Source organism: Arthrobacter rhamnosi, assembly GCF_054510855.1.
Map to the genome: position 1 here is coordinate 774531 of NZ_JBTNDT010000001.1, position 23731 is coordinate 798261.

General features: G+C 70.6%; 20 protein-coding genes. 5 read left to right on the top strand and 15 right to left on the bottom strand.

Annotated features, from left to right (window positions below; translation table 11 throughout):
- Nucleotides 1-17: 17 nt before the first annotated feature.
- Together ACX80I_RS03635 and ACX80I_RS03640 are read left to right on the top strand one after the other, a co-directional pair.
- Nucleotides 18-407, top strand: coding sequence for a nuclear transport factor 2 family protein (locus ACX80I_RS03635; protein ID WP_459343787.1), 390 nt, complete (start codon nucleotides 18-20; stop codon nucleotides 405-407).
- A 176-nt stretch (nucleotides 408-583) separates the two neighbouring features.
- Nucleotides 584-1411, top strand: coding sequence for an SRPBCC family protein (locus tag ACX80I_RS03640; RefSeq protein ID WP_459343788.1), 828 nt, complete (start codon nucleotides 584-586; stop codon nucleotides 1409-1411).
- Between the two features lie 122 nt (nucleotides 1412-1533).
- Here the strand turns inward: ACX80I_RS03640 and tsaD are convergent, their stop codons facing one another.
- Genes tsaD through alr form a run of 5 tightly spaced genes read right to left on the bottom strand, consistent with a single transcriptional unit; the run spans nucleotide 1534 to nucleotide 5615 of the window.
- Nucleotides 1534-2655 carry a tRNA (adenosine(37)-N6)-threonylcarbamoyltransferase complex transferase subunit TsaD gene (gene tsaD, locus ACX80I_RS03645; protein WP_459343789.1) on the bottom strand — a complete coding sequence of 374 codons (1122 nt, stop codon included), beginning with the start codon at nucleotides 2653-2655 and terminating at the stop codon, nucleotides 1534-1536.
- Nucleotides 2652-3176 (bottom strand): ribosomal protein S18-alanine N-acetyltransferase, encoded by a 525-nt coding sequence (gene rimI / locus ACX80I_RS03650; protein ID WP_459343790.1) that lies wholly within the window; start codon nucleotides 3174-3176, stop codon nucleotides 2652-2654. The genes tsaD and rimI overlap by 4 nt, the downstream gene beginning before the upstream one ends.
- Entirely contained in the window at nucleotides 3173-3874 is a 702-nt protein-coding gene (tsaB, locus tag ACX80I_RS03655; protein WP_459343791.1) for a tRNA (adenosine(37)-N6)-threonylcarbamoyltransferase complex dimerization subunit type 1 TsaB, read from the bottom strand. The genes rimI and tsaB overlap by 4 nt, the downstream gene beginning before the upstream one ends.
- Before the next feature lie 9 nt (nucleotides 3875-3883).
- On the bottom strand, nucleotides 3884-4465 hold the full coding sequence (tsaE, locus tag ACX80I_RS03660) for a tRNA (adenosine(37)-N6)-threonylcarbamoyltransferase complex ATPase subunit type 1 TsaE (RefSeq protein WP_459343792.1): 582 nt from the start codon (nucleotides 4463-4465) through the stop codon (nucleotides 3884-3886).
- Entirely contained in the window at nucleotides 4410-5615 is a 1206-nt protein-coding gene (gene alr / locus ACX80I_RS03665; RefSeq protein WP_459343793.1) for an alanine racemase, read from the bottom strand. The genes tsaE and alr overlap by 56 nt, the downstream gene beginning before the upstream one ends.
- A gap of 107 nt (nucleotides 5616-5722) precedes the next feature.
- Here alr and ACX80I_RS03670 point away from each other — a divergent pair, with 107 nt between their 5' ends.
- Nucleotides 5723-6301, top strand: coding sequence for a GIY-YIG nuclease family protein (locus tag ACX80I_RS03670; RefSeq protein ID WP_459343794.1), 579 nt, complete (start codon nucleotides 5723-5725; stop codon nucleotides 6299-6301).
- 22 nt (nucleotides 6302-6323) lie between these two features.
- Here the strand turns inward: ACX80I_RS03670 and ACX80I_RS03675 are convergent, their stop codons facing one another.
- The gene (locus ACX80I_RS03675) at nucleotides 6324-7457 is read right to left on the bottom strand and encodes a PfkB family carbohydrate kinase (protein ID WP_459343795.1); all 1134 of its coding nucleotides are present in this window, start codon (nucleotides 7455-7457) and stop codon (nucleotides 6324-6326) included.
- 116 nt (nucleotides 7458-7573) lie between these two features.
- Between ACX80I_RS03675 and ACX80I_RS03680 the strand changes: the two genes are divergently transcribed.
- Complete coding sequence (locus ACX80I_RS03680; protein WP_459343796.1) at nucleotides 7574-8944, top strand: family 4 glycosyl hydrolase; 1371 nt, start codon at nucleotides 7574-7576, stop codon at nucleotides 8942-8944.
- 27 nt (nucleotides 8945-8971) lie between these two features.
- Here the strand turns inward: ACX80I_RS03680 and ACX80I_RS03685 are convergent, their stop codons facing one another.
- From ACX80I_RS03685 to glmS, 9 genes are all read right to left on the bottom strand, one after another.
- Nucleotides 8972-9724, bottom strand: coding sequence for an HpcH/HpaI aldolase family protein (locus tag ACX80I_RS03685; protein ID WP_459343797.1), 753 nt, complete (start codon nucleotides 9722-9724; stop codon nucleotides 8972-8974).
- 94 nt (nucleotides 9725-9818) lie between these two features.
- Nucleotides 9819-10865, bottom strand: coding sequence for an L-glyceraldehyde 3-phosphate reductase (mgrA, locus tag ACX80I_RS03690; protein ID WP_459343798.1), 1047 nt, complete (start codon nucleotides 10863-10865; stop codon nucleotides 9819-9821).
- Entirely contained in the window at nucleotides 10862-12112 is a 1251-nt protein-coding gene (locus tag ACX80I_RS03695; RefSeq protein WP_459343799.1) for a GGDEF domain-containing protein, read from the bottom strand. The genes mgrA and ACX80I_RS03695 overlap by 4 nt, the downstream gene beginning before the upstream one ends.
- 158 nt (nucleotides 12113-12270) lie before the next feature.
- Nucleotides 12271-14022 (bottom strand): malto-oligosyltrehalose trehalohydrolase, encoded by a 1752-nt coding sequence (treZ, locus tag ACX80I_RS03700; RefSeq protein ID WP_459343800.1) that lies wholly within the window; start codon nucleotides 14020-14022, stop codon nucleotides 12271-12273.
- Entirely contained in the window at nucleotides 14019-16340 is a 2322-nt protein-coding gene (treY, locus tag ACX80I_RS03705) for a malto-oligosyltrehalose synthase (protein ID WP_459343801.1), read from the bottom strand. The genes treZ and treY overlap by 4 nt, the downstream gene beginning before the upstream one ends.
- Nucleotides 16341-16389: 49 nt before the next feature.
- Nucleotides 16390-18576 (bottom strand): glycogen debranching protein GlgX, encoded by a 2187-nt coding sequence (gene glgX, locus ACX80I_RS03710; protein ID WP_459343802.1) that lies wholly within the window; start codon nucleotides 18574-18576, stop codon nucleotides 16390-16392.
- Between the two features lie 137 nt (nucleotides 18577-18713).
- Nucleotides 18714-20267, bottom strand: coding sequence for a bifunctional ADP-dependent NAD(P)H-hydrate dehydratase/NAD(P)H-hydrate epimerase (locus tag ACX80I_RS03715; RefSeq protein ID WP_459343803.1), 1554 nt, complete (start codon nucleotides 20265-20267; stop codon nucleotides 18714-18716).
- 44 nt (nucleotides 20268-20311) lie between these two features.
- Nucleotides 20312-20683, bottom strand: coding sequence for a holo-ACP synthase (locus tag ACX80I_RS03720; RefSeq protein WP_459343804.1), 372 nt, complete (start codon nucleotides 20681-20683; stop codon nucleotides 20312-20314).
- Between the two features lie 54 nt (nucleotides 20684-20737).
- Complete coding sequence (gene glmS / locus ACX80I_RS03725) at nucleotides 20738-22678, bottom strand: glutamine--fructose-6-phosphate transaminase (isomerizing) (RefSeq protein ID WP_459343805.1); 1941 nt, start codon at nucleotides 22676-22678, stop codon at nucleotides 20738-20740.
- Nucleotides 22679-22739: 61 nt separating this feature from the next.
- Here glmS and coaA point away from each other — a divergent pair, with 61 nt between their 5' ends.
- Entirely contained in the window at nucleotides 22740-23717 is a 978-nt protein-coding gene (gene coaA / locus ACX80I_RS03730; protein ID WP_459343806.1) for a type I pantothenate kinase, read from the top strand.
- Nucleotides 23718-23731 lie beyond the last annotated feature (14 nt).

The window sequence follows — 23731 nt, forward strand, 5'->3', positions numbered from 1 at the left end:
GGCGGTAGCATCGGCCCATGGAATCTACCGAGGTGATCCGGCGGTACTGGTCGTCGGTGTGGAGCAGGGACTGGAAGGCCGTCGGTCAGGTACTGGCCGAGGACGTGGAGGTGTTCTGGCCCGTCACGCGCGAGGTCATCCGCGGCCGGGACAATATGGTGGCCGTGAATTCCGAGCGTCCGAACGGCTGGAGCATCGACGTCCTGAACGTCTACCACGCCGGCGAGGTGGTGGTGTCCGAGGTCCAGGTGCCACAGGAGGACGTCGGCATCTTCCGCGTCGTGTCGATCTGGACCGTGACCGACGGTGTCATCAGCTCGGGCCGCGAGTACTGGACGCAGTACGGCGGGGAGGAGTGCAGGGACTGGCGCCGCAGGTATGCGAACGTGGGCGACCTGCCCTCCTGAGGACCCGGCGGCAGCAGGCGTTCGATCCGCCTGCATGCCGACCTCGGCCGGGGCCCGGAATCGTCGCGCGGCTCGTCGGGCATCGACGGTAGGGGCTGGCCATACCCCCGGCCCACACCATATGCTAAGCATGCTGATGAATCAGCGAACGTATCCCACCAGCCAAGGAGGGCAAGATGGCCACGAAGGTCGAAGAAACCGTTGTAGTGAATCTTCCAGTGACGACCGTGTACAACCAGTGGACGCAGTTCGAGGAATTCCCGCACTTCATGGGCGGCATCAAGCAGATCACCCAGCTCAGCGACGACCGCCTCGAGTGGGTCGCGGAGATCGGCGGGATCCGCCGCCAGTGGGAAGCACGAATCCTCGAGCAGGTACCGGACCGGAAGGTCTCGTGGGCGGCGACGGAGGGTGCGACCAATGCGGGCACCGTCTCCTTCGAGGACCTCGGCGGGACGACCCGCGTCAACCTGGTGCTGGAATACGAGCCCGAGGGACTCGTCGAGAAGATCGGCGACAAGCTGAACGTGGTGGAGAACCAGGCGAAGGCCGACCTCCAGAAGTTCAAGGCATTCATCGAGTCGGAGAGCTACTCCACCGGCGCCTGGCGCGGCACCGTGGCCGGGCAGCCCGGGACTCCCACCGTCGCTGACGCGGAGCAGTCCCGCGGCGACAGCGGCAAGGCCGGCGTCTCCGGCAAGGTTGCCGCAGGAGTAGGTGTCGCGGCGGCTGCCGCCGTGGCAGGAGTCGCCGCAGCAGCAGCGAACAAGGGCAAGGAAGAGGAGACCGAGACCGAGGTCTCCACCGTCCCGGTCACCACGACCACCCCTCTCGCGCACGAGACGTCCGTCCCCGCGACCACCCCCGTCGTGACCGACACGGACGTCGACGCCGTTCCCGCCGTGGACGGGATCCCGGGCTCGGGCGTCCCCTCGGACAGCCAGGGCCTCGAGGACGACACGCTGACCGACCGCGACCCGATCAACCGTCGGGGCACGCTCTAGTCCCAGCAGTTCCGCGGATGGGCCGGACTCCTTCGGGGGTCCGGCCCTTGCGCGTTCCGGCCCCGACCACCGGGGCGGGTCCGGAACGCCCTGCCCTCCCGGGTCTCAGGCGTCCGGGAGGATCAGACCTCCGGGAGGACGATGCTCGTGACCGGCAGGGACGGGTTCGTCCCGAAGGCGATGCCGCTCGGACGGCCGCCATCCAGCACGATCTGCGCCCCGAGGGCGGCGACCATCGCCCCGTTGTCGGTGCAGAGCGACGGCGCCGGGACGGTCAGGGTGATTCCCGCGGCGGCGCAGCGCTCCGCCGTGAGCTCGCGGAGTCTCCTGTTGGCTGCGACTCCACCGCCCAGGAGGAGGTTGGTGATGCCGTGCTCCCGGCAGGCGAGGACGGCCTTCGACGTGATGATGTCCACGACGGCCTCCTGGAAGGACGCGGCGATGTCCGCGACGGGGAGCTCCAGCCCCGCGGCCTCGTACTGTTCCACGGAGCGGGCGACGGCGGTCTTGAGACCGCTGAAGGACCAATCGTAACGATGCGGGCCCGGCTCCTCGGCCGTCCCCATGTACTTCGGCTGCGACAAGCCTCGCGGGAAGCGGATGGCCTTCGGGTTGCCCTCCCGGGCCAGCCGGTCGATGGCGGGCCCACCGGGATAGCCGAGGCCGAGGATGCGCGCCGTCTTGTCGTACGCCTCGCCTGCGGCGTCGTCGATCGTGGATCCCAGCAGTTCGACGTCGCTCGCGATGTTCCCCACGCGCAGGATCTCGGTGTGCCCGCCGGAGACCAGGAGCGCGCCGAGGTTGGGCGGCAGGCCTCCGGCGAAGGTGCCGCCGACCATCCCGACCCCCACGTGCGCCACGAGGTGGTTGATCGCGTACAGGGGCTTGCCGGTGGCGACTGCGAGCGCCTTTGCCGCGGAGACGCCGACCATGAGCGCACCCGAGAGGCCCGGCCCGGCCGTGACGGCGATGGCGTCGATCTCGTCGAGGGTGACACCGGCGTCGTCGAGCGCGGCCTGGAGCGTCGGCACGAACGCCTCGAGGTGTGCGCGGGAGGCGATCTCGGGGATGACTCCGCCGAACCGCACGTGCTCGTCCATCGAGGACGACACCGTATTGGTCAGCAGCTGCGTGCCCCGGACGATGCCGACACCGGTCTCGTCGCAGGAGGACTCGATGCCCAGGATCAGGGGACCAGGGGTATCCCCTGCGGTTGCAGGGCCCCCTGGATCGGCGGTGTTCACTGCTCGCCTCCTTCGGCGGCCGGCAGGACGAGCCTCATGATCCAGGCGTCGATGCCGTCCCTGTAGTAGTTGCGCCGGGTGTGGATCTTCCGGAAACCGAACCGCGTGTACAGCTGCTGGGCGCGGGGATTGTCGGCGCGCACCTCGAGCATCACGTTGTCGGCGCCGCGCCGCCGGGCCTCGGCGAGCAGTTCGGTGAGCAGAGTCCGCCCGATGCCCCGGCCCTCGAAGCCCGGCAGCACGCCGATGGTCTGGATGTCGGCCGTCGTGTCGATGACCATCAGGCCCGCGTACCCCACCGGGTCGCCGTCGACCTCGGCCACGATGTACCGGCGTGTGTCCGGCTGGAAGAACTCGGTGTAGAACATCTCGAGCGGCCAGGCGTCGGTCGGGAACAGCTCGTTCTCCAGCCGCCCGATCGTCTCGATGTCCTCGAAGGCCATGTCCCGCACCGTGAAGCCCGCGTCGGAGCCGGTGCCGTCGGAGCTCGCGCCGTCGGAGCTCATGCCGTCGGAGCTCATGCCGTCGCCCGCTTCCGGGGTCCGGGGACCTGGGCGTCGGATTCGCGCAGGTACAGCGGGGAGGTGTCCTGCAGCGGCTCCCCCGCGAGGAGGCGCAGCCGGGCCACGCGGCCGAGCGAGGCGGCGTCTGGATCCGTGAGGGTCCCGACCCCTTCGACGTCGTCGGGGTACAGGGCCGCCGCCCGGCCCACCAACGGCAGGCCCTTCGGCAGGCCGGCCGCCGGACCGACGTGGGGGCCGTCGAGGAGTTCGGGCAGTGCCGGGTGGGCGTCCCGTCCGGGCCGGATGCCGTTGCTGGACGGCGCGCGGTACGCGGCCCAGTAGACCTCACCCCGGCGCGCGTCCGTTCCCACGAGGAACTCGCTCCCTGCCGGGATGGTGCCGCTCGCGGTGGCATCGAAGGCCAGCGCGTCGAGGCTCATGACCCCGTGGAGTGGTACCCCCCAGACGAAGGCGAGGGTCCGCGCGGTCACGAGTCCGGCACGCAGTCCCGTGAAGGGTCCGGGTCCGACGCCCGCGACCACGGCGTCGAGGTCCGCGCCGGCCACGCCGGCATCCACCAGGATGCGCTGCACCGCCGGGGCGAGGACCTCCGCGTGGGAGCGCGTGTCGGCGCTGCCGAACCGGGCGACGACGTCGTCGTCGCGCAGGAGCGCGACCGTGGCGGCGGCGGAGGTGTCGAGGGCGAGAAGAAGCACCCATCCAGCCTAGTCGAGCGGGAGTGCCGGCTGCCGTCCGCTCCAGCGCGGGCCGAAGCCCGAGAGGGTGACGCTGCGCACCTCGTCCTCGCAGTCGTCGTCGAAGTCGGTCACCGGACCGCCGGACGCCGCGTCGGTGCTTCCCAGCGGCCGCACGATGTCGACCCGCAGCCAGCTGTCGCTCAGGTGCTCCACCCGGCCGGCTCCCCATTCGATGACGGTGACATTGGCTGCCATGGTGGCTTCGAGGTCGAGGTCGTCGACCGCAGCGGCGCTGTCCAGCCGGTACGCATCCACGTGGACGAGGCCCGGTCCGCCGGCCGTCGCCGCGTGCTGGCGGACGAGCACGAAGGTCGGCGAGATGATGCGGTCCTCGACGGACAGTCCCCGCCCCAGTCCCTGCGTGAAGGTCGTCTTGCCCGCACCGAGCTCCCCCGACAGGACCAGGAGATCCGCCGGACGAAGGTGGGGGGCGAGCGCGGCGGCGAGCCCCTGCAGCTCGGCGGCGGAGCCGACGGCGTACGTCCGGGCCCACTCAGGCGTCACGGCCCGCCTCCTGTGCGCTGTCCCGGGCACTGTCCTGTGCGCCATCCTGTGCGCCGTCCCGGGCCCTGTCGATGTAGACGCGCTCGACACGGCCGCTGATCCGGGTGACCACCTCGTAGTTGATGGTCTGCGCGGCGGCAGCCCAGTCCTCCACGGGGGGAGAGCCGGTCCCGCCGAACAGGACGGCTCGCTTGCCCAGCGGGCTGTCGGGCGAGTCGACCAGGCCCGTCGTACCGAAGTCGATGACAAGCTGGTCCATGGCGATGCGCCCCACCACGGGGTAGATCCTGGTGCCCACCAGGACGGGCGCGCCGGTCGCGATGCGCGGGACGCCGTCGGCGTAGCCGACGGGGATGAGCCCGAGCGTCGTCGGCTTCTGCGTGCGGTAGGCGTACCCGTAGGAGACGCCCTGGCCGGCGGGCACCTCCTTGCAGTTGGAGACGATGGTGCTGAGCGTCATGACGGGCTGCAGTCCGAGGTCGGCGGACCCCTGGTCGGAGAAGGGCGAGAGGCCGTAGATGCCGAGGCCCACGCGGACCAGGTCGAAGTGGCAGTCGGGCCGCGAGAACGTCGCAGGGGTGTTGGCCAGGTGGCGGACCTCGACGTCGATCCCCGCGTTCTCCGCGGCGGCGACGGCCTCACGGAACGCCTGCACCTGCAGGTCGGTCTCCGGCCGCGCGGGTTCGTCCGCGACGGCGAGGTGGGAGAAGATCCCGACGACGCGGATCAGCCCTTCCTCCTGGTACTGCGCCGCCCTGCTGAGCAGGGCGTCCCACTTGTCCGGCGGGCAGCCGTTGCGGCCCAGCCCGGTGTCGATCTTCAGATGCACGATCGCGGGCCGCTCCAGTTCGCGGGCCGCCGCGGTGACGTGCTCCAGCTCCCACCCGGAGATCCCGAGGTCCAGCCCGTGCTCGACGCCGGCGACGAAGTCGGTCCCGGACGTGTGCAGCCACGCGAGGATCGGGGCTTCGATGCCCGCCTTGCGCAGCCGGACGCCCTCGCTGACGTGGGCGACTCCGAGCCAGGCCGCGCCCGCCTCCAGGGCGGCCCGCGCTACCGGAACGGCGCCGTGGCCGTACGCATCGGCCTTGACGACGGCCATCACGCGGGCCGGATGGGCGATGTCGCGGAGGTGGCGGATGTTGTGCCGAAGGGCGTCGAGGTCGATTTCTGCGGCACGTTCGGTGGAAGTCACTCAGCCCATTCTGCCAGTTCTCGTGAGGGCGTTCCGGCGGAAGCAGCCGTTCGGGAGCGGCTGGATCCGGGTTGCGTGGGGCGGGCCGGGGATGGAAGATCGACTCCGTGTCCGATTCCCGGCCGAGCGGCCACCCGTGCGTCCTCCCGGGTGATGACGGACGGCCGTGCGGGCGCGACTCCGGCGGTACGCCCTTCCCGCTGTGCCCCGCCCACGTGGAGCTGGTCGTCGAGTGGGCCGGGACGGAGTGGGGCACCACCGACCTGCTGCCGGCGCCCTGCCGCGCCTGCGGGTCGCGGCTCGGAGTACGGTACCCGTCCGGGTGGGCGTGCGCGGCCTGCGAGTGGCGCGTCGATGATGTCCTCGACGACGGACTGCCGCCCCCACGCGTCGACGTCGTCTACTACATCCGCTTCCAGGACCGCGTCAAGATCGGGACGACGGCGAACCCGCGCCGGCGGCTGGCCCGGATCTGGCATGACGAGGTACTCGCGTTCGAGCGCGGCGACCGGCTCGTCGAGCACCGCCGCCACGAGCAGTTCGCGGCCTGGCGCCTCGACCGCTCCGAGTGGTTCACGCTCGCGCCCGAGGTGGAGGACCATATCGGCCGTCTCGCCGCAGGGGTCGACGATCCCTGGGCACGGTACGCGCGCTGGCTCGGGGAGGCGGCCGCCCTGCGGGGGTAGCCGGTACCCCGGCGGACCCCCGTCACAGGGTGCCGGGCATCTCCCCGCGCCAGGTGGGCATGCGCGACGGCGACGCGTCGGAGTGCCGCGCGATGGTCGCCGTCGCCCGGCGGACCGCCTCGACGGGCACGTCGGAGACCAGGTCCTCCAGAAAGGCGTAGCGGCGCAGCCACTGCTTCCGGACGCCGTCGCGCCCCGCGCTGACCCGGCGCCACCAGTCGGCGATGTCACCCCACCCGGGTGCGGCCAGTGAGCCACCCACGTGCTGCACGGACAGCGAGGCGCAGAGGTTCGCGAAGCTGAGGCGGTCGGCGAGCCGAAACCCCGCCAGGTCGCCCATGACGAATGCCGCGCCGAAGCAGTCGCCCGCCCCGGTCGGATCGTAGGCGGAGACGGGCAGGGCGGGCACCCATTCCTCCTCACCCGTGAGCGAGTCGATGGCCATCGCACCCTGCTGGCCGACCGTCACGACGGCCACGGGCACGCGGTCGGCGAGGGAGTAGAGGGCCGCCCAGGGGTCCTCCGTCCGGGTGTACGCCATGGCCTCGCCGGCATTGGGCATGAACGCGTAGAAATGCTCGAGCGAGGAGAGCGTCTCCGGCGCCCACTCCCCCGCCGGGTCCCAGCCGACATCACCGAACAGCTTCGTGCCGCCGGCCGCGGCCGTCAGCGCCCACGGTTCCATCTCCTGCTCCAGTCCGACGATGGCGGCCCGGCACGACGGCGGTGTCCCGATCAGGTCCGTGGCGCGCAGCGGTGACGGGTGTCCGTGCGTGATCATCGAGCGGTCGTGGTGCACCGACAGGGACACCGTGACCGGGGAATGCCACTGCCCGAAGACACGGGACCGCGAGAGGTCCACGTGCTCCTGGTCCTGCAGTACGTCCCAGTTGAACTGGCCGTACCCGTCGTCGCCGAAGGCCGCAGAGAGGGTAGTGCGGAGTCCCAGCCTGCTCGCGGCGATGGCCTGGTTGGCGATACCGCCGGGCCCGGACCCCATGCCGTCGGTCCACACCTCCGTGCCCGGGGACGGAAGCTGCTCCAGGCCGGTGAAGATGATGTCGAAGAACACCTGCCCGGCGAGCAGGAGGTCGAATTCGGGTCCGTCGGGGCCACGCAGAGCCGCCAGCGGATCGAAGCGGTGCTGTTGGGACATGTACGGCACAATACTTGCAGAACGCCGAACGCGGGCGGCGGTACCGGAACGTGCGGAGCCCGACGACGGCGACTCCCGCAGGAGGAGAACAGGCCACGACGGAAGCAGGACGAACGGTGCCCACAGCGGACGGAACCGGTGCCACCCTCGTCATCGTCGGCGGCGGAGGCTTCCGGGTGCCCCTCGTGTACCGCGCCCTCGCCGGCGGACCCTTCGCCGGGCTCGTGTCCGACGTCGTCCTGCTCGACGCGCTGCCAGAGCGGGCGCATGCCATCGCCCGGGTGCTCGACGCCCTGCCGGCGACCGGCGGCGGCCCCGCACCGTCGGTCCGGGTGGAGGAACGCCTCGAGGACGCGCTGCCCGGTGCGGATATCGTCTTCGCCGCGGTCCGCAGCGGCGGAACGGAGGGACGCATCCTCGACGAGCGTGTGGCCCTGTCCGCCGGGCTGCTCGGGCAGGAGACCGTGGGCGCGGGCGGCATCTCCTACGCCCTGCGCTCCATCCCGGACATGATGCGGGTCGCCGCTTCCCTGCGCGACCTCGCCCCGGACGCATGGCTCATCAACTTCACGAACCCCGCCGGGATGGTCACGGAGGCGGTCTCCACCGTCCTCGGCTCCCGGGTGATCGGCATCTGCGACTCGGCATCGGGACTCATCACGCGGGCCGCACGGGCGGCGCAGGTGGATCTGCAGGGCTCGCTCGCCGGCGTCGACTACGTAGGGCTGAACCACCTGGGCTGGCTCCGGGGGCTCGACGGCGGCGGGGGCGACCGCCTCCCCGGCCTGCTCGCGGATCCGCTGCGCCTGTCCGGCTTCGAGGAGGGCCGCCTGTTCGGTCCGGACCTCCTGCGGGTCCTCGGCGCCCTGCCCAACGAGTACCTGTTCTACTACTACTTCCACCGCGAGGCCCTGCTGTCGATCCGCAGCGCGGATCGGACGCGCGGGGAGATCCTCCGGGATCAGCAGCGTGGCCTCTACCCGCACCTCGCTGCGGCCGACGATCCGTTCGCCGTGTGGGAGGACGCCCGGCGGGAACGGGAGTCCGGCTACCTCGCCGAGGCGCGTGCGGCGGACGAGGAGCGGGACGAGGCGGACCTCGCCGGCGGGGGCTACGAGCGCGTGGCCCTCCAGGTCATGCGGGCGCTGCTCACGGGCACGCGCTCGGAACTCGTCCTGAACGTCCGTAACGGGTCCACCTTCCCCGGGCTGCCGGAGGACGCCGTCGTCGAGGTTCCGTCCGTCGTGGACGCGGACGGCGCACGGCCGCTTCCCGCCGCGCCCCTGACCCCGCACCAGCTCGGTCTCATGTCCGCGGTGAAGGCCGTCGAGCAGCAGACGATCCGGGCGGCGGTGCACCGGGACCGCGACGCCGCGCTGCGGGCCCTGGCCGGACACCCCCTGGTCGATTCGTTCCATGCGGCGACGAGGGTCCTCGCAGGCTACGAGGAGGCGTTCCCCGCGCTGAAGGCGTCCTGGGCCGGCTGAGCCTGCCCGCGTCCCCCCCTACGCCCCTCAGGCGTCGCCGTGCATCTGGCGCCGGACCGCCTCGACGCCGAACGGCAGGAGAGCGGTGTCCGTGGTGGCAGCGATCCAGGAGAAGCCCGCCCCGGCGAGCAGCACGGCCCGTCCGGGTGTTCCGGCGTAGGCGCCGGCCAGGATCCCGGCGTTCCTGCAGGCACGGACGATCCGTCCGAGCGGCGCGCTGTCACCGGTGGACGCCAGGAGGTCCTCCACGTCCAGTCCCAGGGCGAGCGAAAGATCGAACGGACCGACGAAGATCATGTCCACCCCGGGCACGGAGGCGATCTCCTCGACGGCGTCGAGCGCGGCGGCGGTCTCGACCATCACCGCGCACAGCGGGACGTCGTGGGGTCCGCCGTCGGACCCGGGGCCGTACGCCGGCCGGCTGCCCTGCAGCGGACCCCAGCTGCGGACGCCGTGCGGCGGGTAGCGGCTCGCCGCCACAGCCGCTTCGGCGTCGGCGACGCTGCTGACGAGGGGGACGACGACGCCGTCCGCACCGGCGTCGAGCGCCCGGCCGATCAGCGCGGCGTCGTTGGCGGCCACGCGCACGAGCATCGGGGCTGCGTCCGCCGACCGGCCGCCGAGGGTGTCGCGGAGGGAGCGGTCGTCGAAGTGGCCGTGCTGGGCGTCGAGGCCCACCCAGCCGAGACCGGACCGCGCGAGTTCGCCGGTCAGGCGGGGCTCGCCGAGCGTGGCCCAGGCGCCGAGCAGCGGATCAGGGGACGGTGTTCCGGGAGTCATGCCCCCATTGTGTCCGACCCCGGGCTTCGTGGCGCTCGGCGGCGCCGGACGGTGGTCCGGACGGCGGGCCGGGACCGCCGTCCGGACCGGGGCATCAGGCGTCGAGCGCCCGGGCCCACAGGTTGATGTCCGAATCGACGGCGAACTCGTCGATGGCGCGCAGCTCCTCGGACGTGAAGTCGAGGTTCCGCACCGCCGCCAGGCTGTCCTCCAGCTGCCGCACGCTGGACGCACCGATGAGCGCCGACGTGATGGGCGTGCCCTTGGCCTGGGGACGGAGGATCCAGGCGATGGCCATCTGGGCGAGGCTCTGTCCGCGCTGCTCCGCGATCCCGTTGAGGCCGCGCACGCGGCGGAGGTTGTCCTCCGACAGGTGGTCCTCCGACAGCGACTTGGCGGCAGCCGCCCGCGAATCCGCCGGCACGCCGTCGAGGTAGCGGCTCGTCAGCAGCCCCTGCGCGAGCGGGGAGAACGCGATGGAACCGGCGCCGACGGTCTCGAGGGCCTCGGGAAGGTTCGGCGTCCCGTTCTCCACCCAGCGGTTGAGCATCGAGTAGGAGGGCTGGTGGATGAGCAGCGGGGTGCCCAGGTCCTTCAGGATCGCTGCGGCTTCCAGGGTTCGCTCGGGCGAGTAGGACGAGATGCCCGCGTACAGGGCGCGACCGGACCGGACGGCCGTGTCCAGGGCACCCATCGTCTCCTCGAGCGGGGTCCCGGGATCCGGGCGGTGGCTGTAGAAGATGTCGACGTAGTCGAGGCCCATCCGCTCGAGCGACTGGTCCAGGCTCGCCAGCAGGTACTTCCGCGAGCCGAAGTCCCCGTACGGGCCGGGCCACATGTCGTAGCCGGCCTTGCTCGAGATGACGAGTTCGTCGCGGAACGGCCGGAAGTCGTCCTTCAGGTGCCGCCCGAAATTGGTCTCGGCGCTTCCGTAGGGCGGCCCGTAGTTGTTGGCCAGGTCGAAGTGGGTGACGCCGAGGTCGAACGCCCGGCGCAGGATGTCCCGCTGCGTGTCGAAGGGCTTGTCGTCCCCGAAGTTGTGCCACAGTCCGAGGGACACGGCGGGCAGGTGCAGGCCGCTCTTTCCCACGCGGCGGTAGGGCATCTTCTCATAACGGTCTTCAGCGGGGTGGTAGGTCATCCCTTCATCCTAGGCGAGCGTCCCCCGCGGAGTTCAGGCGCCTGGACCTGCTGGAGCCGGAGGTGCGCCTGGACCTGCTCCGCCGACCCGGTCCTGCGCGGAGGGCGGACCGCCCGGACGGAGCGGTTCCGCCCGCCGGCCTTCGCCGCGTACAGCGCCCGGTCCGCGGCGGCGATGGAGGCATCGAGATCGTAGCCGGCTGCCTCGAGAGCGGCGACGCCGTAGCTCACCGTGGGCATCTGGACGCCTCCGGGCGTCGAGTGTCCGCGCAGGGCCCTGCTCACCTCCCGGGTGATGTCCTCGCTCCGCGCAAGGGACGCGCCGGGCAGCAGGAAGACGAACTCCTCGCCGCCGTAGCGTCCTACCAGGTCCGTGGACCGGACGGTGTCCGTGCTGGCCTCGGCGAACGCCTTGAGCACCTCATCCCCCGCGGCGTGCCCGTGCGTGTCGTTGACGGCCTTGAAGAAGTCGAGGTCCGCGAGGATCAGCGTCCCGGGGCTGCCGGTGCGCGCCAGCCGGTCCAGCTGGACGCGCGCGAGGTCCAGGAAGCCCGCGCGGTTGAGGAGCCCGGTCAGCGAGTCCCTGTCCGCGCGCCTGCGGAGGTCCGTGGCGATCTGCTCGGCGCTGAGGGCGGCAGCGCTGAAGGACACGACGACGAGGAGGAGCATGGTGATCAGGGTGGTGATCCCCGAACCGAAGTAGGTCGTGAAGACGTAGCCGTCCTGGCCGCCGGCGACGAACGCGATGCACCGCCCCAGGTAGAGGAGCGCGAGGAACCCGGACGCGAACGCCAGCGGCGCCTGCACCCTGCTGTAGCTGCCGGGCAGGCGCCACAGCTCCCAGGAGGCGAGGCCGATGGTCAGGGACATCATGCCGAGGAACACCGGGCCTCCCGACCACGTGTTCGTCGCGGGGCTGTCGACCACCGAACCGAGCAGGGTCAGGAGCGGAGCCGCCGACAGCTGGAGCCACGCGGGTTCGCTGGTGCGGAGGGTCCGCGCACCGGCCCAGACGCTGGTGGCACCCATCACCAGCAGCGTGTTGCCCAGCGGGTTGGCCCACACCTGGTGGGCGGTGCCGTCCAGCAGGTACGCGGAGGAGCCCGTGAAGAAGAACGCGATGGCGGCGCACCACCAGGCGCTGTAGGCGGACCGGGTCTGGCGGAAGGCGACGGTGTAGAACAGCACGAAGAGGGTGACGGCAAGAGCGCCGAACGCCACCCGCAGTGTCGTGATGTCCAGGGTCATGGTGTTCCTGCCGCCTCGTGCTCCCCGGTCCCGTTCCGCTGCAGGAACGCGACCGGCCTTCCCTCCAGGAAGGAGTCCTAGCCCAGTATGCCGGAGTCCTCGGACGCTTTGGCCGATCCGGTCCCCGGTCCTGTCCGAACCCCTGCGGAGTCCCCGAGCTACCCTGCGGAGAGGTTGAGGACGAGCGAGCCGTGAGGCGGCACCTGCACGCCGTCGTCGAGCAGGCCCATCCCGTCAACCGTGGACAGCAGGACCTCCGCATCGGCCCCGCGCACGGGCACGGTGACCGGTGCGTCGCCGAGGTTCAGGACGACGGCGGTGCTGCCGCGGTGCAGGACGATCCAGCGGTGCTCCTCGTCGAAGTCGACCGAGATGCTGCCGAAGTCGGCGTCGCGCAGTTCGGGGCGGGAGCGGCGCAGGCGGATCAGTTCACGGTAGGTGGCGAGCAGTTCGGCGTGGTGCCCCTGCTCCACCTCCGCCCAGTCCAGCTTCGCCGACGCGAAGGTCGCCGGGTCCTGGGGGTTGGGGACGTCCTCGGGCTTCCAGCCCATGCGCTCGAATTCCTTCAGGCGCCCCTCGGCGGTGGCTTTGCCGAGTTCCGGCTCCGGGTGGGAGGTGAAGAACGGCCACGGCGTGGACGCCCCGTACTCCTCCCCCATGAACAGCATCGGGGTGAAGGGTCCCAGGATGGTCAGGACGGCGGCCTGCGCGAGCTGCGCCGGGTTCAGCGTGGCGCTGATGCGGTCGCCGGCGGCCCGGTTCCCGATCTGGTCGTGGTTCTGGGCCGCGACGACGAGCTGGAGGGGCGAGACGCGGGACGGATCGATCTCGCGGCCGTGGTGGCGTTCCCGGAACGACGAGTAGGTCCCGTTGTGGAAGAAGCCCTTCTCCAGGACCTTCGCCAGGGCGCCGACCGAGTTGAAATCGAGGTAGTACCCCTCGGTCTCCCCCGTGAGGTTGACGTGCACCGCGTGGTGGAAGTCGTCGCTCCACTGGCCCGCGAGACCGTAACCGCCCACGTCGCGGCCCGAGATGAGCCGCGGGTTGTTGAGGTCCGACTCCGCGATCAGGAACAGCGGCTTGCCGAGTTCGGCGGCGCATTCGTCGGTACGCTCGGCGAATTCCTCGAGGATGTGGACGGCACGCTCGTCGTGGAGGGCATGGACGGCGTCCAGGCGCAGTCCGTCCACGTGGTAGTCCGTGAACCACATGAGCAGGTTCTCCACGACGTAGTCGCGCACCTCGTCCGACTGCGGTCCGTCGAGGTTCAGGGAGTCGCCCCAGGTGTTCGACATCCCCTCGGTGAGGTACGGGCCGAAGAGTCCGAGGTAGTTCCCGCTCGGGCCCAGGTGGTTGTGGACGACGTCCTGGATGACGCCGAGGCCCTTCTGGTGGGCGGCGTCCACGAAGCGCTGGTAGGCGGCCGGCCCGCCGTAGGTCTCCTGGACGGTGTACCAGAGGACCCCGTCGTAGCCCCAGTTGTGGGTGCCGTTGAAGGCGTTCACCGGCAGCAGCTCAACGAACTGGACGCCGAGGTCCACGAGGTGGTCGAGCTTCCCGATGGCGGCGTCGAGCGTCCCTTCCGGCGTGAAGGTGCCGAGGTGCATCTCGTAGATGACGCCGCCGTTGAGGCCGGGCGACTGCCAGGACTCGTCCTGCCAGTCGTGGGCGGACGGGTCGAAGGTGCGCGAGAGTTCGTGGACGCCGTCGGGCTGGCGGCGCGAGCGCGGATCGGGCACGGGCGTGCCGGATCCGTTGACGAGGTAGCCGTAGGAGACGTCGTCGGCCGCCGGAGCCTTGTCCGGGTGCCACCAGCCGCCCTCGCCCTGGGTCATGGGGTACTCGGTGCCGTCGGCGACGAGGGTGAGGGACTCGGCGCGGGGCGCCCAGACGTCGAACGGTGAGCTCATGATGCGTCCTCCTGGACCAGTAGGGCTACGGGGAAGGTGGAGAAGATGTCGGCCGCGCGTACGGTGCCGCCTCGGACGGCGGCACCGGTCAGGGCGCAGGTGTAGCTGCCGGGCGGGAGCTCGATGGTCGTTCCGCCCCATCCGCCGCGCTGCGCGAGTCCGTGGGGCAGGCGGGTGAGCAGCGTCACGGCGCCCCCGCGATCGAAGCCGAAGACGTGGTCCGCAGCCTGCCCGGACGCCGGGACGGCGGTGTACCCGGTGAACAGTTCGGGGCGGTCCCGGCGCAGCTTCAGGGCGCGGGTCACCACGAGCAGCTTCGCGTGCGCATCCGCCCCGAGCGGGGGCAGTGCCCCGAAGTTGAGGTCGGTGAGCACCTGCCGGCGTGCGTCGTAGTCCACCTCGCGGCGGTTGTCCGGATCCACGAGGGAGGTGTCCCAGAACTCCGTGCCCTGGTACACGTCCGGCACGCCGGGCATGGTCAGCTGGAGCAGTTTCAGGCCGATGGAGTTCGACCACCCCGCCTGCTGGATGCGCTCGACGAAGGCCGTGAGAAGCGTGGACACGGCGTCGTCGTCGAACGCGGCGTCCACGGCGGCGTGCAGGCCGCGCTCGAAGTCCTCGTCCGGGGCTGTCCAGTGCGTGCTGAGGTCCGCCTCACGCGAGGCCTTCTCCGCGTAGGCGTGGGCGCGTTCCCTGCTGAGCGGCCAGGCTCCGAGAAGCGACTGCCAGAGCAGGGGCGCGAAGGTCGGGTCCCCGATGGGTGCGCGTTCCTCGAGCTGCGCCAGGAGGCCTGTCCATTCGCCGGCGACCTCGGAGAGGACCGAGATGCGGGCACGGGTGTCCTCGCTGCGCTTGGTGTCGTGCGTGCTGAGCGTGGTCATGGCCAGCGGGCTGTCCGTCTCCCGCTCGAGCAGCCGCCGGTGGAGTTCCAGCGGATTCAGCGAGAAGATCGCAGGATCGGCGCCCACCTCGTTGAGCGAGACGAGCCGGGAGTAGCGGTAGAACGCCGTGTCCTCGACGCCCTTGGCCATGACCATCCCCGAGGTCTGCTGGAACCGCCGTGCGAGTTCCGTCAGCCCGTCCGCACCGTCCGCCCCGTCCAGGAAGGGGTTCAGGAGCGGGTGCAGCGCCGTGATGGTGTCTGCGAGATCGGGACGGCGCACCTGGGCGTCCCGCACCGCCTCGGCGAGGTGGTCGGCGCCGCCCGGGAGGTAGCTGCGGTAGACGGGGAAGCAGGTCAGCAGCTCGGCGATCGCATCGGCCGCGGAGCCTGCGTCGAGGTTCGCGCCTGCCGGCACGAGCCGCGCGAGGCGCAGCACCTCGGAGCGGAGGATGCCGTCGGCGATCCCGCGCTTGGTCCCGTGGATCATCTCGTGGAACGGCTCCACGGGCACGGACTGCGTGAGGACGTGCTCCCCGGCAGGGTCGGTGAAGAGCCGATCGATGTCGGCGAGCGCGTCGTAGCCCGTGGTGCCCTCGGTGGCCCAGTCCTCCGGGAGCTTCTCCCCCGGCTCGAGGATCTTCTCCACCAGGACGTAGGCACCGCCGGTCAGGGTGAAGAGGTCGTCGAGGTAGCCCTTGGGGTCGGCGAGTCCGTCCGGGTGATCGATGCGCAGCCCGTCCACGAGCCCCTCGTCGAACCACCGCTTCACCTCGCTGTGGCTCTCCTCGAACACCCACGGCACCTCGACGCGCAGGCCCGCCAGGGTGTTGACCCCGAAGAAGCGCCGGTAGTTCAGCTCGGCGTCGGCGCGGCGCCAGTTCACGAGTTTGTAGTGCTGGCGTGCGTGGACCTCGGCGCCCGTATCCCCGGGATGGGCCGTGCCCTCGGCGATCGGGTAGCGGTTGTCGTAGTAGTGCAGTTCGCCGTCGACCACGGTGAGCTGGTCGAGCTCGCCGTCGCCGTCGCCCAGGACCGGAACCCGGATGCGCCCGTTCCCTGCGTCCCAGTCGACGTCGAAGGCCTCCGCCATGCGTGAGCCGCGGCCCTCCTTCAGGAGCTCCCACCACCACGCGTTGTCGGCCGGCGTCTCGATGCCCATGTGGTTCGGGACGATGTCCACCAGCACCCCCATGCCCGCGGCCCGGGCCGCCTTGCTGAGTGCTGCAAGGCCGCCCGGACCGCCGCGGTCGGGGTCGACGGAGGTGGGGTCGGTCACGTCGTAGCCGTGGCCGGACCCCTTCTCCGCCGTCAGGATCGGCGACAGGTACACCCAGTCCACCCCGAGGTCGTGCAGGTACGGCACCAGGGCCGCGGCCCGATGCAGGTCGAACTCGCTCCGGATCTGCAGCCGGTACGTCGATTTCGGGGTCAACACGTGGGGGTCCTCCTGGGACGGTGGATGGGATGTACCTGTCGGGGTGGTGCTAGGGGGTTCCGGTCTTGGCGGTGACCTCGTTGGCGAGGATCGCCAGGGACGCCGCGACCGAGTGGTCCAGGTCCTCGACCTCGGAGTGCGCCCGCAGGACCACCATGGACTTCGCCTCGATCGAGATCGTGGCGCCGGCGGGGATCGCCTCGGTGTCGGCATACTTGCCGGCCGTGTCGATCACCTCGTCCCACGAGGTCCCGTACTCGTCGGAGGGAATCGTGAAGTCCACGGCCTCGTCATGGGCGTTGAAGTAGAGGAGGAAGTTGGCGTCGACGATGCGCTGGCCGCGCGCATCACGGCCCTGGATGCCCTGTCCGTTGAGGAACACACCGATCGAGCGGCCGAAGCCGCTGTTCCAGTCCTCGGGCGCCATCAGCTCGCCGGACGTGTCCAGCCACACGATGTCCGGCAGTGCCTCGCCCTCGCCGCGGCGCACGGGGCGCCCGTCGAAGAACCGGCGGCGACGGAACGTCGGGTGCTCGGACCGCAGGCGGTTGACGGCGGCGGTGAACTCGAGCAGCGGCTGGTCCATCTTGTCCCAGTGCACCCAGCTCAGTTCGGAGTCCTGGCAGTAGGTGTTGTTGTTGCCCTCCTGCGTCCGGCCCAGTTCGTCGCCGTGGAGCAGCATCGGGACGCCCTGCGAGAGCAGGAGGGTCGCGATGAAGTTGCGCTGCTGGCGCACGCGGATGGCGAGCACCTCGGGATCGTCCGTCGGTCCCTCGATGCCGCCGTTCCAGGAGCGGTTGTGCGATTCGCCGTCGTTGTTGTCCTCGCCATTGGCCTCGTTGTGCTTCTCGTTGTAGGACACGAGGTCCCGCAGGGTGAAGCCGTCGTGGGCGGTGACGAAGTTGATGGACGCCACGGGGCGCCGCATGCTGTGCTCGTAGAGGTCGGCCGAGCCGGTCAGGCGCGAGGCGAACTCGCCGATGCTCGAGGGCTCCCCGCGCCAGAAGTCGCGGACGGTGTCGCGGTACTTGCCGTTCCACTCCGTCCACTGCGGCGGGAAGTTGCCCACCTGGTAGCCGCCGGGACCGACGTCCCAGGGCTCGGCGATGAGCTTGACCTGCGAGACGATCGGATCCTGCTGCACGAGTTCGAAGAAGGCCGAGAGCCGGTCCACCTCGTAGAACTCGCGGGCGAGGGCGGAGGCGAGGTCGAAGCGGAAGCCGTCGACGTGCATCTCCGTGACCCAGTAGCGCAGCGAGTCCATGAGCAGCTGCAGGGAGTGGGGGTTACCGACATTGAGCGAGTTACCCGTACCCGTGGTGTCCATGTAGTACTGCTTGTCGTCCTCCACCAAGCGGTAGTAGGACGCATTGTCGATGCCGCGCATGGAGATGGTGGGGCCCATGTGGTTGCCCTCGGCCGTGTGGTTGTAGACCACGTCGAGGATGACCTCGATGCCGGCGAGGTGGAGTTCGCGCACCATGGCCTTGAACTCCTGGACCTGCTCGCCCTGGTCGCCCGTGGAGGTGTACTTGTTGTGCGGCGCGAAGAAGCCGATGGTGTTGTAGCCCCAGTAGTTCGAGAGGCCCTTCTCCTGCAGCGTGCTGTCGTTGACGAACTGGTGCACGGGCATCAGTTCGATCGCCGTGACGCCGAGCTTCTGCAGGTGCGCGATCACGGAGGGGTGCGCGATCCCGGCGTAGGTGCCGCGCTGCTCCTCGGGGACGTCCGGATGCAGCTGCGTGAGGCCCTTGACGTGGGCCTCGTAGATGACGGACTGGTGGTAGGGCGTCCGCGGCATGCGGTCGCCGTCCCAGTTGAAGAAGGGGTTGACGACGACGCCGAGCATCATGTGCTTGGCGGAGTCCTCGTTGTTGACGGAGTTCTCGTCGCCGAAGTTGTAGCCGAACAGCGCCTGGTCCCAGTCGAGGTCCCCGGACACGGCTTTCGCGTACGGGTCCAGGAGGAGCTTGTTCGGATTGCAGCGGTGTCCTTCGGCCGGGTTGTTGGGGCCGTGGACCCGGTAGCCGTACTTCTGTCCGGGGGTCACGTGCGGCAGGTACCCGTGCCAGACGTAGCCGTCGACCTCCTTCAGTTCGACGCGGGTCTCCGTGCCGTCGTCATCGAAGAGACAGAGGACGACCAGGTCCGCCACCTCGCTGTACAGCGCGAAGTTCGTCCCCGTGCCGTCATAGGTCGCTCCCAGGGGATACGCGTCGCCGGGCCAAAGTTCCATGAGTTCTCCTTGATGTCTTCTGCCGTGGGCGCCTCGGGGGCAGCCACGGTGATACTCGCAGTCGCCGGGGTCTTCGGACCCCGATTCCCTGCTTCATACATAGCGCATTCATCTGTCGGTGCGGTTAACTGCGTCCCTCACATCGCTAGGCGACGCTCCTCGAGGAGGTCCGCGACGACCGCGCCGATGTCGCCGGGCAGGTCCGAGACGACCACCGGGCCGCGCAGTGCGGCGCGCCGGCCGGCGCTTCCGTGGATCAGCGCCCCCGCCGCGGCGACTGCCGCCCACAGGTCCTCCTGCGCGACGCCGATCCGGCCCGCCGCGCCGCCGTCCTCCGCGAGGGTCGCCGCGAGCGCACCGACGATCCCGGAGAGCGTGTCCCCGGAACCGGCCGTGGCGAGCCAGGGCGTCGCGTCGGCCTGCACGAACAACGCCCCGGACGGCGCCGCGACGACGGTCGTGAACCCCTTGAGCAGCACCGTGGCGCCGGTCGTCTCGGCGGCCCGCAGCGCGAAGTGCGCGGGTTCGGCCTCGATCTCGGACCGCTCGGCGTCGAGGCCGCGCTCGGCCAGCAGCTGGCGCAGCTCCCCCGCATGGGGCGTCAGGATGACCTGGGGGCCCACGCGCTCGGGTACGGCGCCGAGCGCTCCGGCATCGACGATCGTGGGCAGACCCGAGGCGATGGCATCGACGGCGCGTCGGCGCTGGCCGTCGTCGTCCACGGCGCCCGGCCCCACGAGCCATGCCTGGGATCGGGCGTCCGCGACGGAACCGGCGGACGCCACGGCTTCCGGGTTCCGCTGGTGGATCAGGGCGGCGACGGCGTCGGGACCGAGGTAGCGGACCATGCCGACTCCGGTCGCGAGGGCTGCCCCGACGGCCAGGGCGGCAGCTCCCGGGTAGCGGGCCGATCCGGCGGCCACGCCGAGGACACCGCGCGAGTACTTGTGGTCCCCGGCGCGGGGCGGGCGCAGCAGGGCGGCGGCGTCGGAGGCGAGCAGGGTCCGGGCCACGGGGACGAAGGAGGAGAAATCGAGGCCGATGTCGACGACGTTCACCTCGCCGGCCGCCACGGCGCCCTCACCGATCAGGAGGCCGAGCTTCGCCGCCCCGAAGGTGACGGTCGCGTCGGCGGAGAGGACGGGCCCGTCGACGCGGCCCGAGTCCGTGCCGATGCCGCTGGGCAGGTCGCAGGCGACGACGATCGTGGAGCGCGTCCCGCGCGGACCGGCTGCCGCGTCGAAGGCCCCGACGAAGTCCGCGGCGGCTCCGCGGAGCCCTCCGCTGGCGCCGGTCCCGAGGATCCCGTCGATCAGGACGTCGGCGGCCGCGGCATGGGCGGCGAGCTCGGAGGGATCGGCGTCGTCGAGCCGGACGGTCGTCCCGCCCGCGCGGACGAAGGCCTCGAGCGAGGCCGCGTGCACGCGGTCGGCGGTGAGGATCGCGGTCGCCGCGACACCGCGGCGCAGGAGCCGCTCCCCCGCGTACAGGGCGTCGGCTCCGTTGTTGCCGCTCCCGGTGAGCACGACGGCGGTGGCTCCGTAGATGCCGCGCCCGTCGGCGCGCAGCAGGCCGAGCACCACGCCGAACAGCCCGTGGGCAGCCTTCTGCATCAGGGCGTTCCCCTGGCCGGCGTCGATGAGTGGTGCCTCCGCAGAGCGGACGTCACCACCGGAAAAGGCTGAAAGCATATGATCGAGCTTAGCGGTAAGCGGGCCGATGATCAGTACGGTTACTATTTCTTGCCGGACGGGATGCGGCCTTCCGCGACGACCATGGCTGTGGCAAGGCCCCCGTCGTGGCTGATGGAGAGGTGCCAGGTCTCGACGCCCCGGGCGCGTGCGGCGTCGGCGACGGTCCCGTCGATGACCACCGACGGCGCACCGGCCTCGTCGACGGCGATGGTGCAGTGCTGCCAGTTCATGCCCACCGGCGCACCGAGGGCCTTCGCGATGGCTTCCTTGGCCGCGAAGCGGGCAGCCAGGGAACGGGTATTGAGCCCGCGTTCGGACGGCACGAAGAGCCGCTCGACGAGGGCCGGGGTCCGCTCGAGCTGCTGCCGGAAGCGTTCGATGTCCACGACGTCGACGCCGATACCGACGATCATGCGGCGCACCGACGGGGTGCCGCCGCGGAGAACCGCGGCGGCACCCGGACCGGACTACTCAACCGTGACCGACTTCGCCAGGTTGCGCGGCTGGTCGACGTCGTAGCCCTTGGCACTGGCCAGGGCGAGCGCGAAGATCTGCAGCGGGACCGTGGTGAGCAGCGGTGCGAGGAGCGTCGGGGACGCGGGCACGTAGAAGACATGCTCGGAGTAGGCCTCGACCGAGGTGTCGCCCTGCTCCGCGATGACGATCGTGACGGCACCGCGCGCGCGGATCTCCTGGACGTTGGAGACCACCTTGGCATGCAGGGAGTCCCGGGCGCGCGGGGACGGCATGACCACCACGACGGGCTGGCCCTCCTCGATGAGCGCGATCGGACCGTGCTTGAGCTCACCGGCGGCGAAGCCCTCGGCATGGATGTAGGCGAGCTCCTTGAGCTTGAGTGCGCCCTCCATGGCCACGGGGAAGCCGACGTGGCGGCCGAGGAAGAGCACCGACTTCGCGTTTGCCATGTCCGCGCCGAGCTGCTTGATCTTGTCGGCGTCGTCGAGGATGGCCTGGATCTTCGCGGGGATCTCCGAGAGGTCCGCGAGCACGTCGGCGATCTCGTCACGGAACTTGTTGCCGCGCAGCTGGGCGAGGTACAGGCCCAGCAGGTAGGCCGCGGTGATCTGCGCGAGGAACGCCTTGGTCGAGGCGACGGCGATCTCGGGGCCGGCGTGCGTGTAGAGCACGGCGTCCGATTCGCGCGGGATCGTGGAGCCGTTCGTGTTGCAGATGGCCACGACCTTGGCGCCCTGCTCGCGGGCGTACCGGACGGCCATCAGCGTGTCCATGGTCTCGCCGGACTGCGAGATGGCGACCACCAGGGTCTTCTCGTTCACGATCGGGTCGCGGTAACGGAACTCGTGCGAGAGCTCCACCTCGGTGGGGATGCGGCACCAGTGCTCGATGGCGTACTTCGCCACCTGGCCCGCATAGGCGGAGGTGCCGCAGGCGAGCACGACGATCTTGTCGACGGACCGCAGGATGGACTCGTCGATGCGCAGTTCGTCGAGCACGAGCCTGCCCGAGACGTCGGACCGGCCGAGGAGCGTCTGGCCGACGGCGTCCGGCTGGTCGTGGATCTCCTTCTCCATGAAGGAGTCGAAGCCGCCCTTCTCGGCGGCGGCCGCGTCCCAGCTGACGTGGAACTCGGTGCCCTCGGCGGGTGCGCCGAGGAAGTCGGTGATGGTGACGTCGTCGGGCGTGATGGTGACGATCTGGTCCTGGCCCAGCTCGACGGCGCGGCGCGTGAAGTCGATGAAGCCCGAGACGTCGGAGCCGAGGAAGTTCTCGCCGTCGCCGAGTCCGACGACGAGCGGTGAGTTGCGGCGTCCGGCGACGACGGTGCCCGGCTGGTCCTGGTGGATGGCGAGCAGGGTGAAGGCACCCTCGAGGCGCTGGCAGGCCTGCTGCAGGGCCAGGGTCAGGAGATCGCCCTGGGCGCCGCTCTCGACGAGTCCGCGGTAGAGGTAGCCCACGAGCCCGGCCGCGACCTCGGTGTCGGTGTCCGAGATGAAGGTCAGGCCCTCACCCGTGAGGTCGGCCTTGAGTTCGGCATAGTTCTCGATGATCCCGTTGTGGATCAGCGCGAGCTTCCCGCCGTCGGCCAGGTGGGGGTGCGCGTTCTGGTCGGTGGGTCCACCGTGCGTCGCCCACCGCGTGTGGCCGATACCGGTCAGCGAGCGCGGCAGCGGGTCGGCGGCCAGCTCCTCCACGAGATTGGTCAGCTTGCCGGCCTTCTTACGGGACTCGATGCCGTCGGCGGTGATGACCGCCACGCCCGCGGAGTCGTACCCGCGGTACTCGAGGCGCCGGAGGCCCTCCATGACGACGTCGAGCGCTCCGTGCTGCCCATCGGCCGACTCCTGGTCGACCGCCGGGGCGACGGAGTCCAGCACCGATGATCCCTGGCCGCGGTCCCGGCCTACGTATCCCACAATTCCACACATGGCATCAAGCCTACCGGTGGCTGCGTTTGTTAATGCGCAGGGCACCGGGCAGAATCGACGGGTGAGTGAGAGAAGCACGGGCACGCAACAGGCCACCAGTGCCGAATCCATCACACCCTTCGTCGAGCTGGACCGCCAGATGTGGTCGCGCCTGTCCAACGAGATCGAGAGCCCGCTCAACGTCGAGGACGTGCAGCGCCTGCAGGGCCTCGGGGACACCCTGAACCTGGACGAGGTGCGCGAGGTGTACCTTCCCCTGTCCCGCCTGCTCAACCTCTACACCGCCGCGGCGGGGCAACTCCACGCGGCCACCAACACGTTCCTCGGGGAGACGACCACCAGGACGCCCTTCGTGATCGGCGTCGCCGGATCCGTGGCGGTGGGCAAGTCGACGACGGCGAGGGTGCTCCGCGAACTGCTGCGGCGCTGGCCCGACACCCCGGATGTGGAACTCATCACCACCGACGGCTTCCTGTACCCCAACGCCGAGCTCGAGCGGCGCGGACTCATGCAGCGCAAGGGCTTCCCGGAGTCCTACGACCGGCGCCGCCTGCTCCGCTTCGTCAGTGAGATCAAGAGCGGGGCGGCCGAGGTGCGCGCCCCCTGGTACTCGCACCTCACGTACGACATCGTCCCCGGCCGGGAAGTGGTGGTCCGGCGGCCGGACGTCCTGATCGTCGAGGGCCTCAACGTCCTCGCCCCCGCGCGTCCGAGGCCCGACGGCATCACCGGCCTCGCGCTCAGCGACTTCTTCGACTTCTCCATCTACGTCGACGCGAAGACCTCCCACATCGAGCAGTGGTACATCGACCGCTTCCAGTCCCTGCGGTCCAGTGCCTTCGCCGACCCGGAGTCGTACTTCCACCGGTACGCGAACCTCACGGACGAGGAAGCCCGGCAGACGGCGAAGGGGATCTGGCAGCGCATCAACGAACCCAACCTCGTCACCAACGTGCTGCCCACGCGCGGCCGCGCGCAGCTCGTCCTGACCAAGGACGCCGACCACTCCGTCCGCCGCATGCTCCTGCGAAAGACCTGACCGAGCACCCGGCA

Coding starts and splice junctions, on each gene's coding strand:
- ACX80I_RS03635 (WP_459343787.1), top strand. CDS start 18: ATGGAATCTACCGAGGTGATCCGGCGGTACTGGTCGTCGGTGTGGAGC.
- ACX80I_RS03640 (WP_459343788.1), top strand. CDS start 584: ATGGCCACGAAGGTCGAAGAAACCGTTGTAGTGAATCTTCCAGTGACG.
- rimI (WP_459343790.1), bottom strand. CDS start 3,176: ATGAGCTCCGACGGCATGAGCTCCGACGGCGCGAGCTCCGACGGCACC.
- tsaE (WP_459343792.1), bottom strand. CDS start 4,465: ATGGCGCACAGGACAGTGCCCGGGACAGCGCACAGGAGGCGGGCCGTG.
- ACX80I_RS03675 (WP_459343795.1), bottom strand. CDS start 7,457: ATGTCCCAACAGCACCGCTTCGATCCGCTGGCGGCTCTGCGTGGCCCC.
- ACX80I_RS03685 (WP_459343797.1), bottom strand. CDS start 9,724: ATGACTCCCGGAACACCGTCCCCTGATCCGCTGCTCGGCGCCTGGGCC.
- mgrA (WP_459343798.1), bottom strand. CDS start 10,865: ATGACCTACCACCCCGCTGAAGACCGTTATGAGAAGATGCCCTACCGC.
- ACX80I_RS03695 (WP_459343799.1), bottom strand. CDS start 12,112: ATGACCCTGGACATCACGACACTGCGGGTGGCGTTCGGCGCTCTTGCC.
- treZ (WP_459343800.1), bottom strand. CDS start 14,022: ATGAGCTCACCGTTCGACGTCTGGGCGCCCCGCGCCGAGTCCCTCACC.
- glgX (WP_459343802.1), bottom strand. CDS start 18,576: ATGGAACTTTGGCCCGGCGACGCGTATCCCCTGGGAGCGACCTATGAC.
- ACX80I_RS03715 (WP_459343803.1), bottom strand. CDS start 20,267: ATGCTTTCAGCCTTTTCCGGTGGTGACGTCCGCTCTGCGGAGGCACCA.
- ACX80I_RS03720 (WP_459343804.1), bottom strand. CDS start 20,683: ATGATCGTCGGTATCGGCGTCGACGTCGTGGACATCGAACGCTTCCGG.
- glmS (WP_459343805.1), bottom strand. CDS start 22,678: ATGTGTGGAATTGTGGGATACGTAGGCCGGGACCGCGGCCAGGGATCA.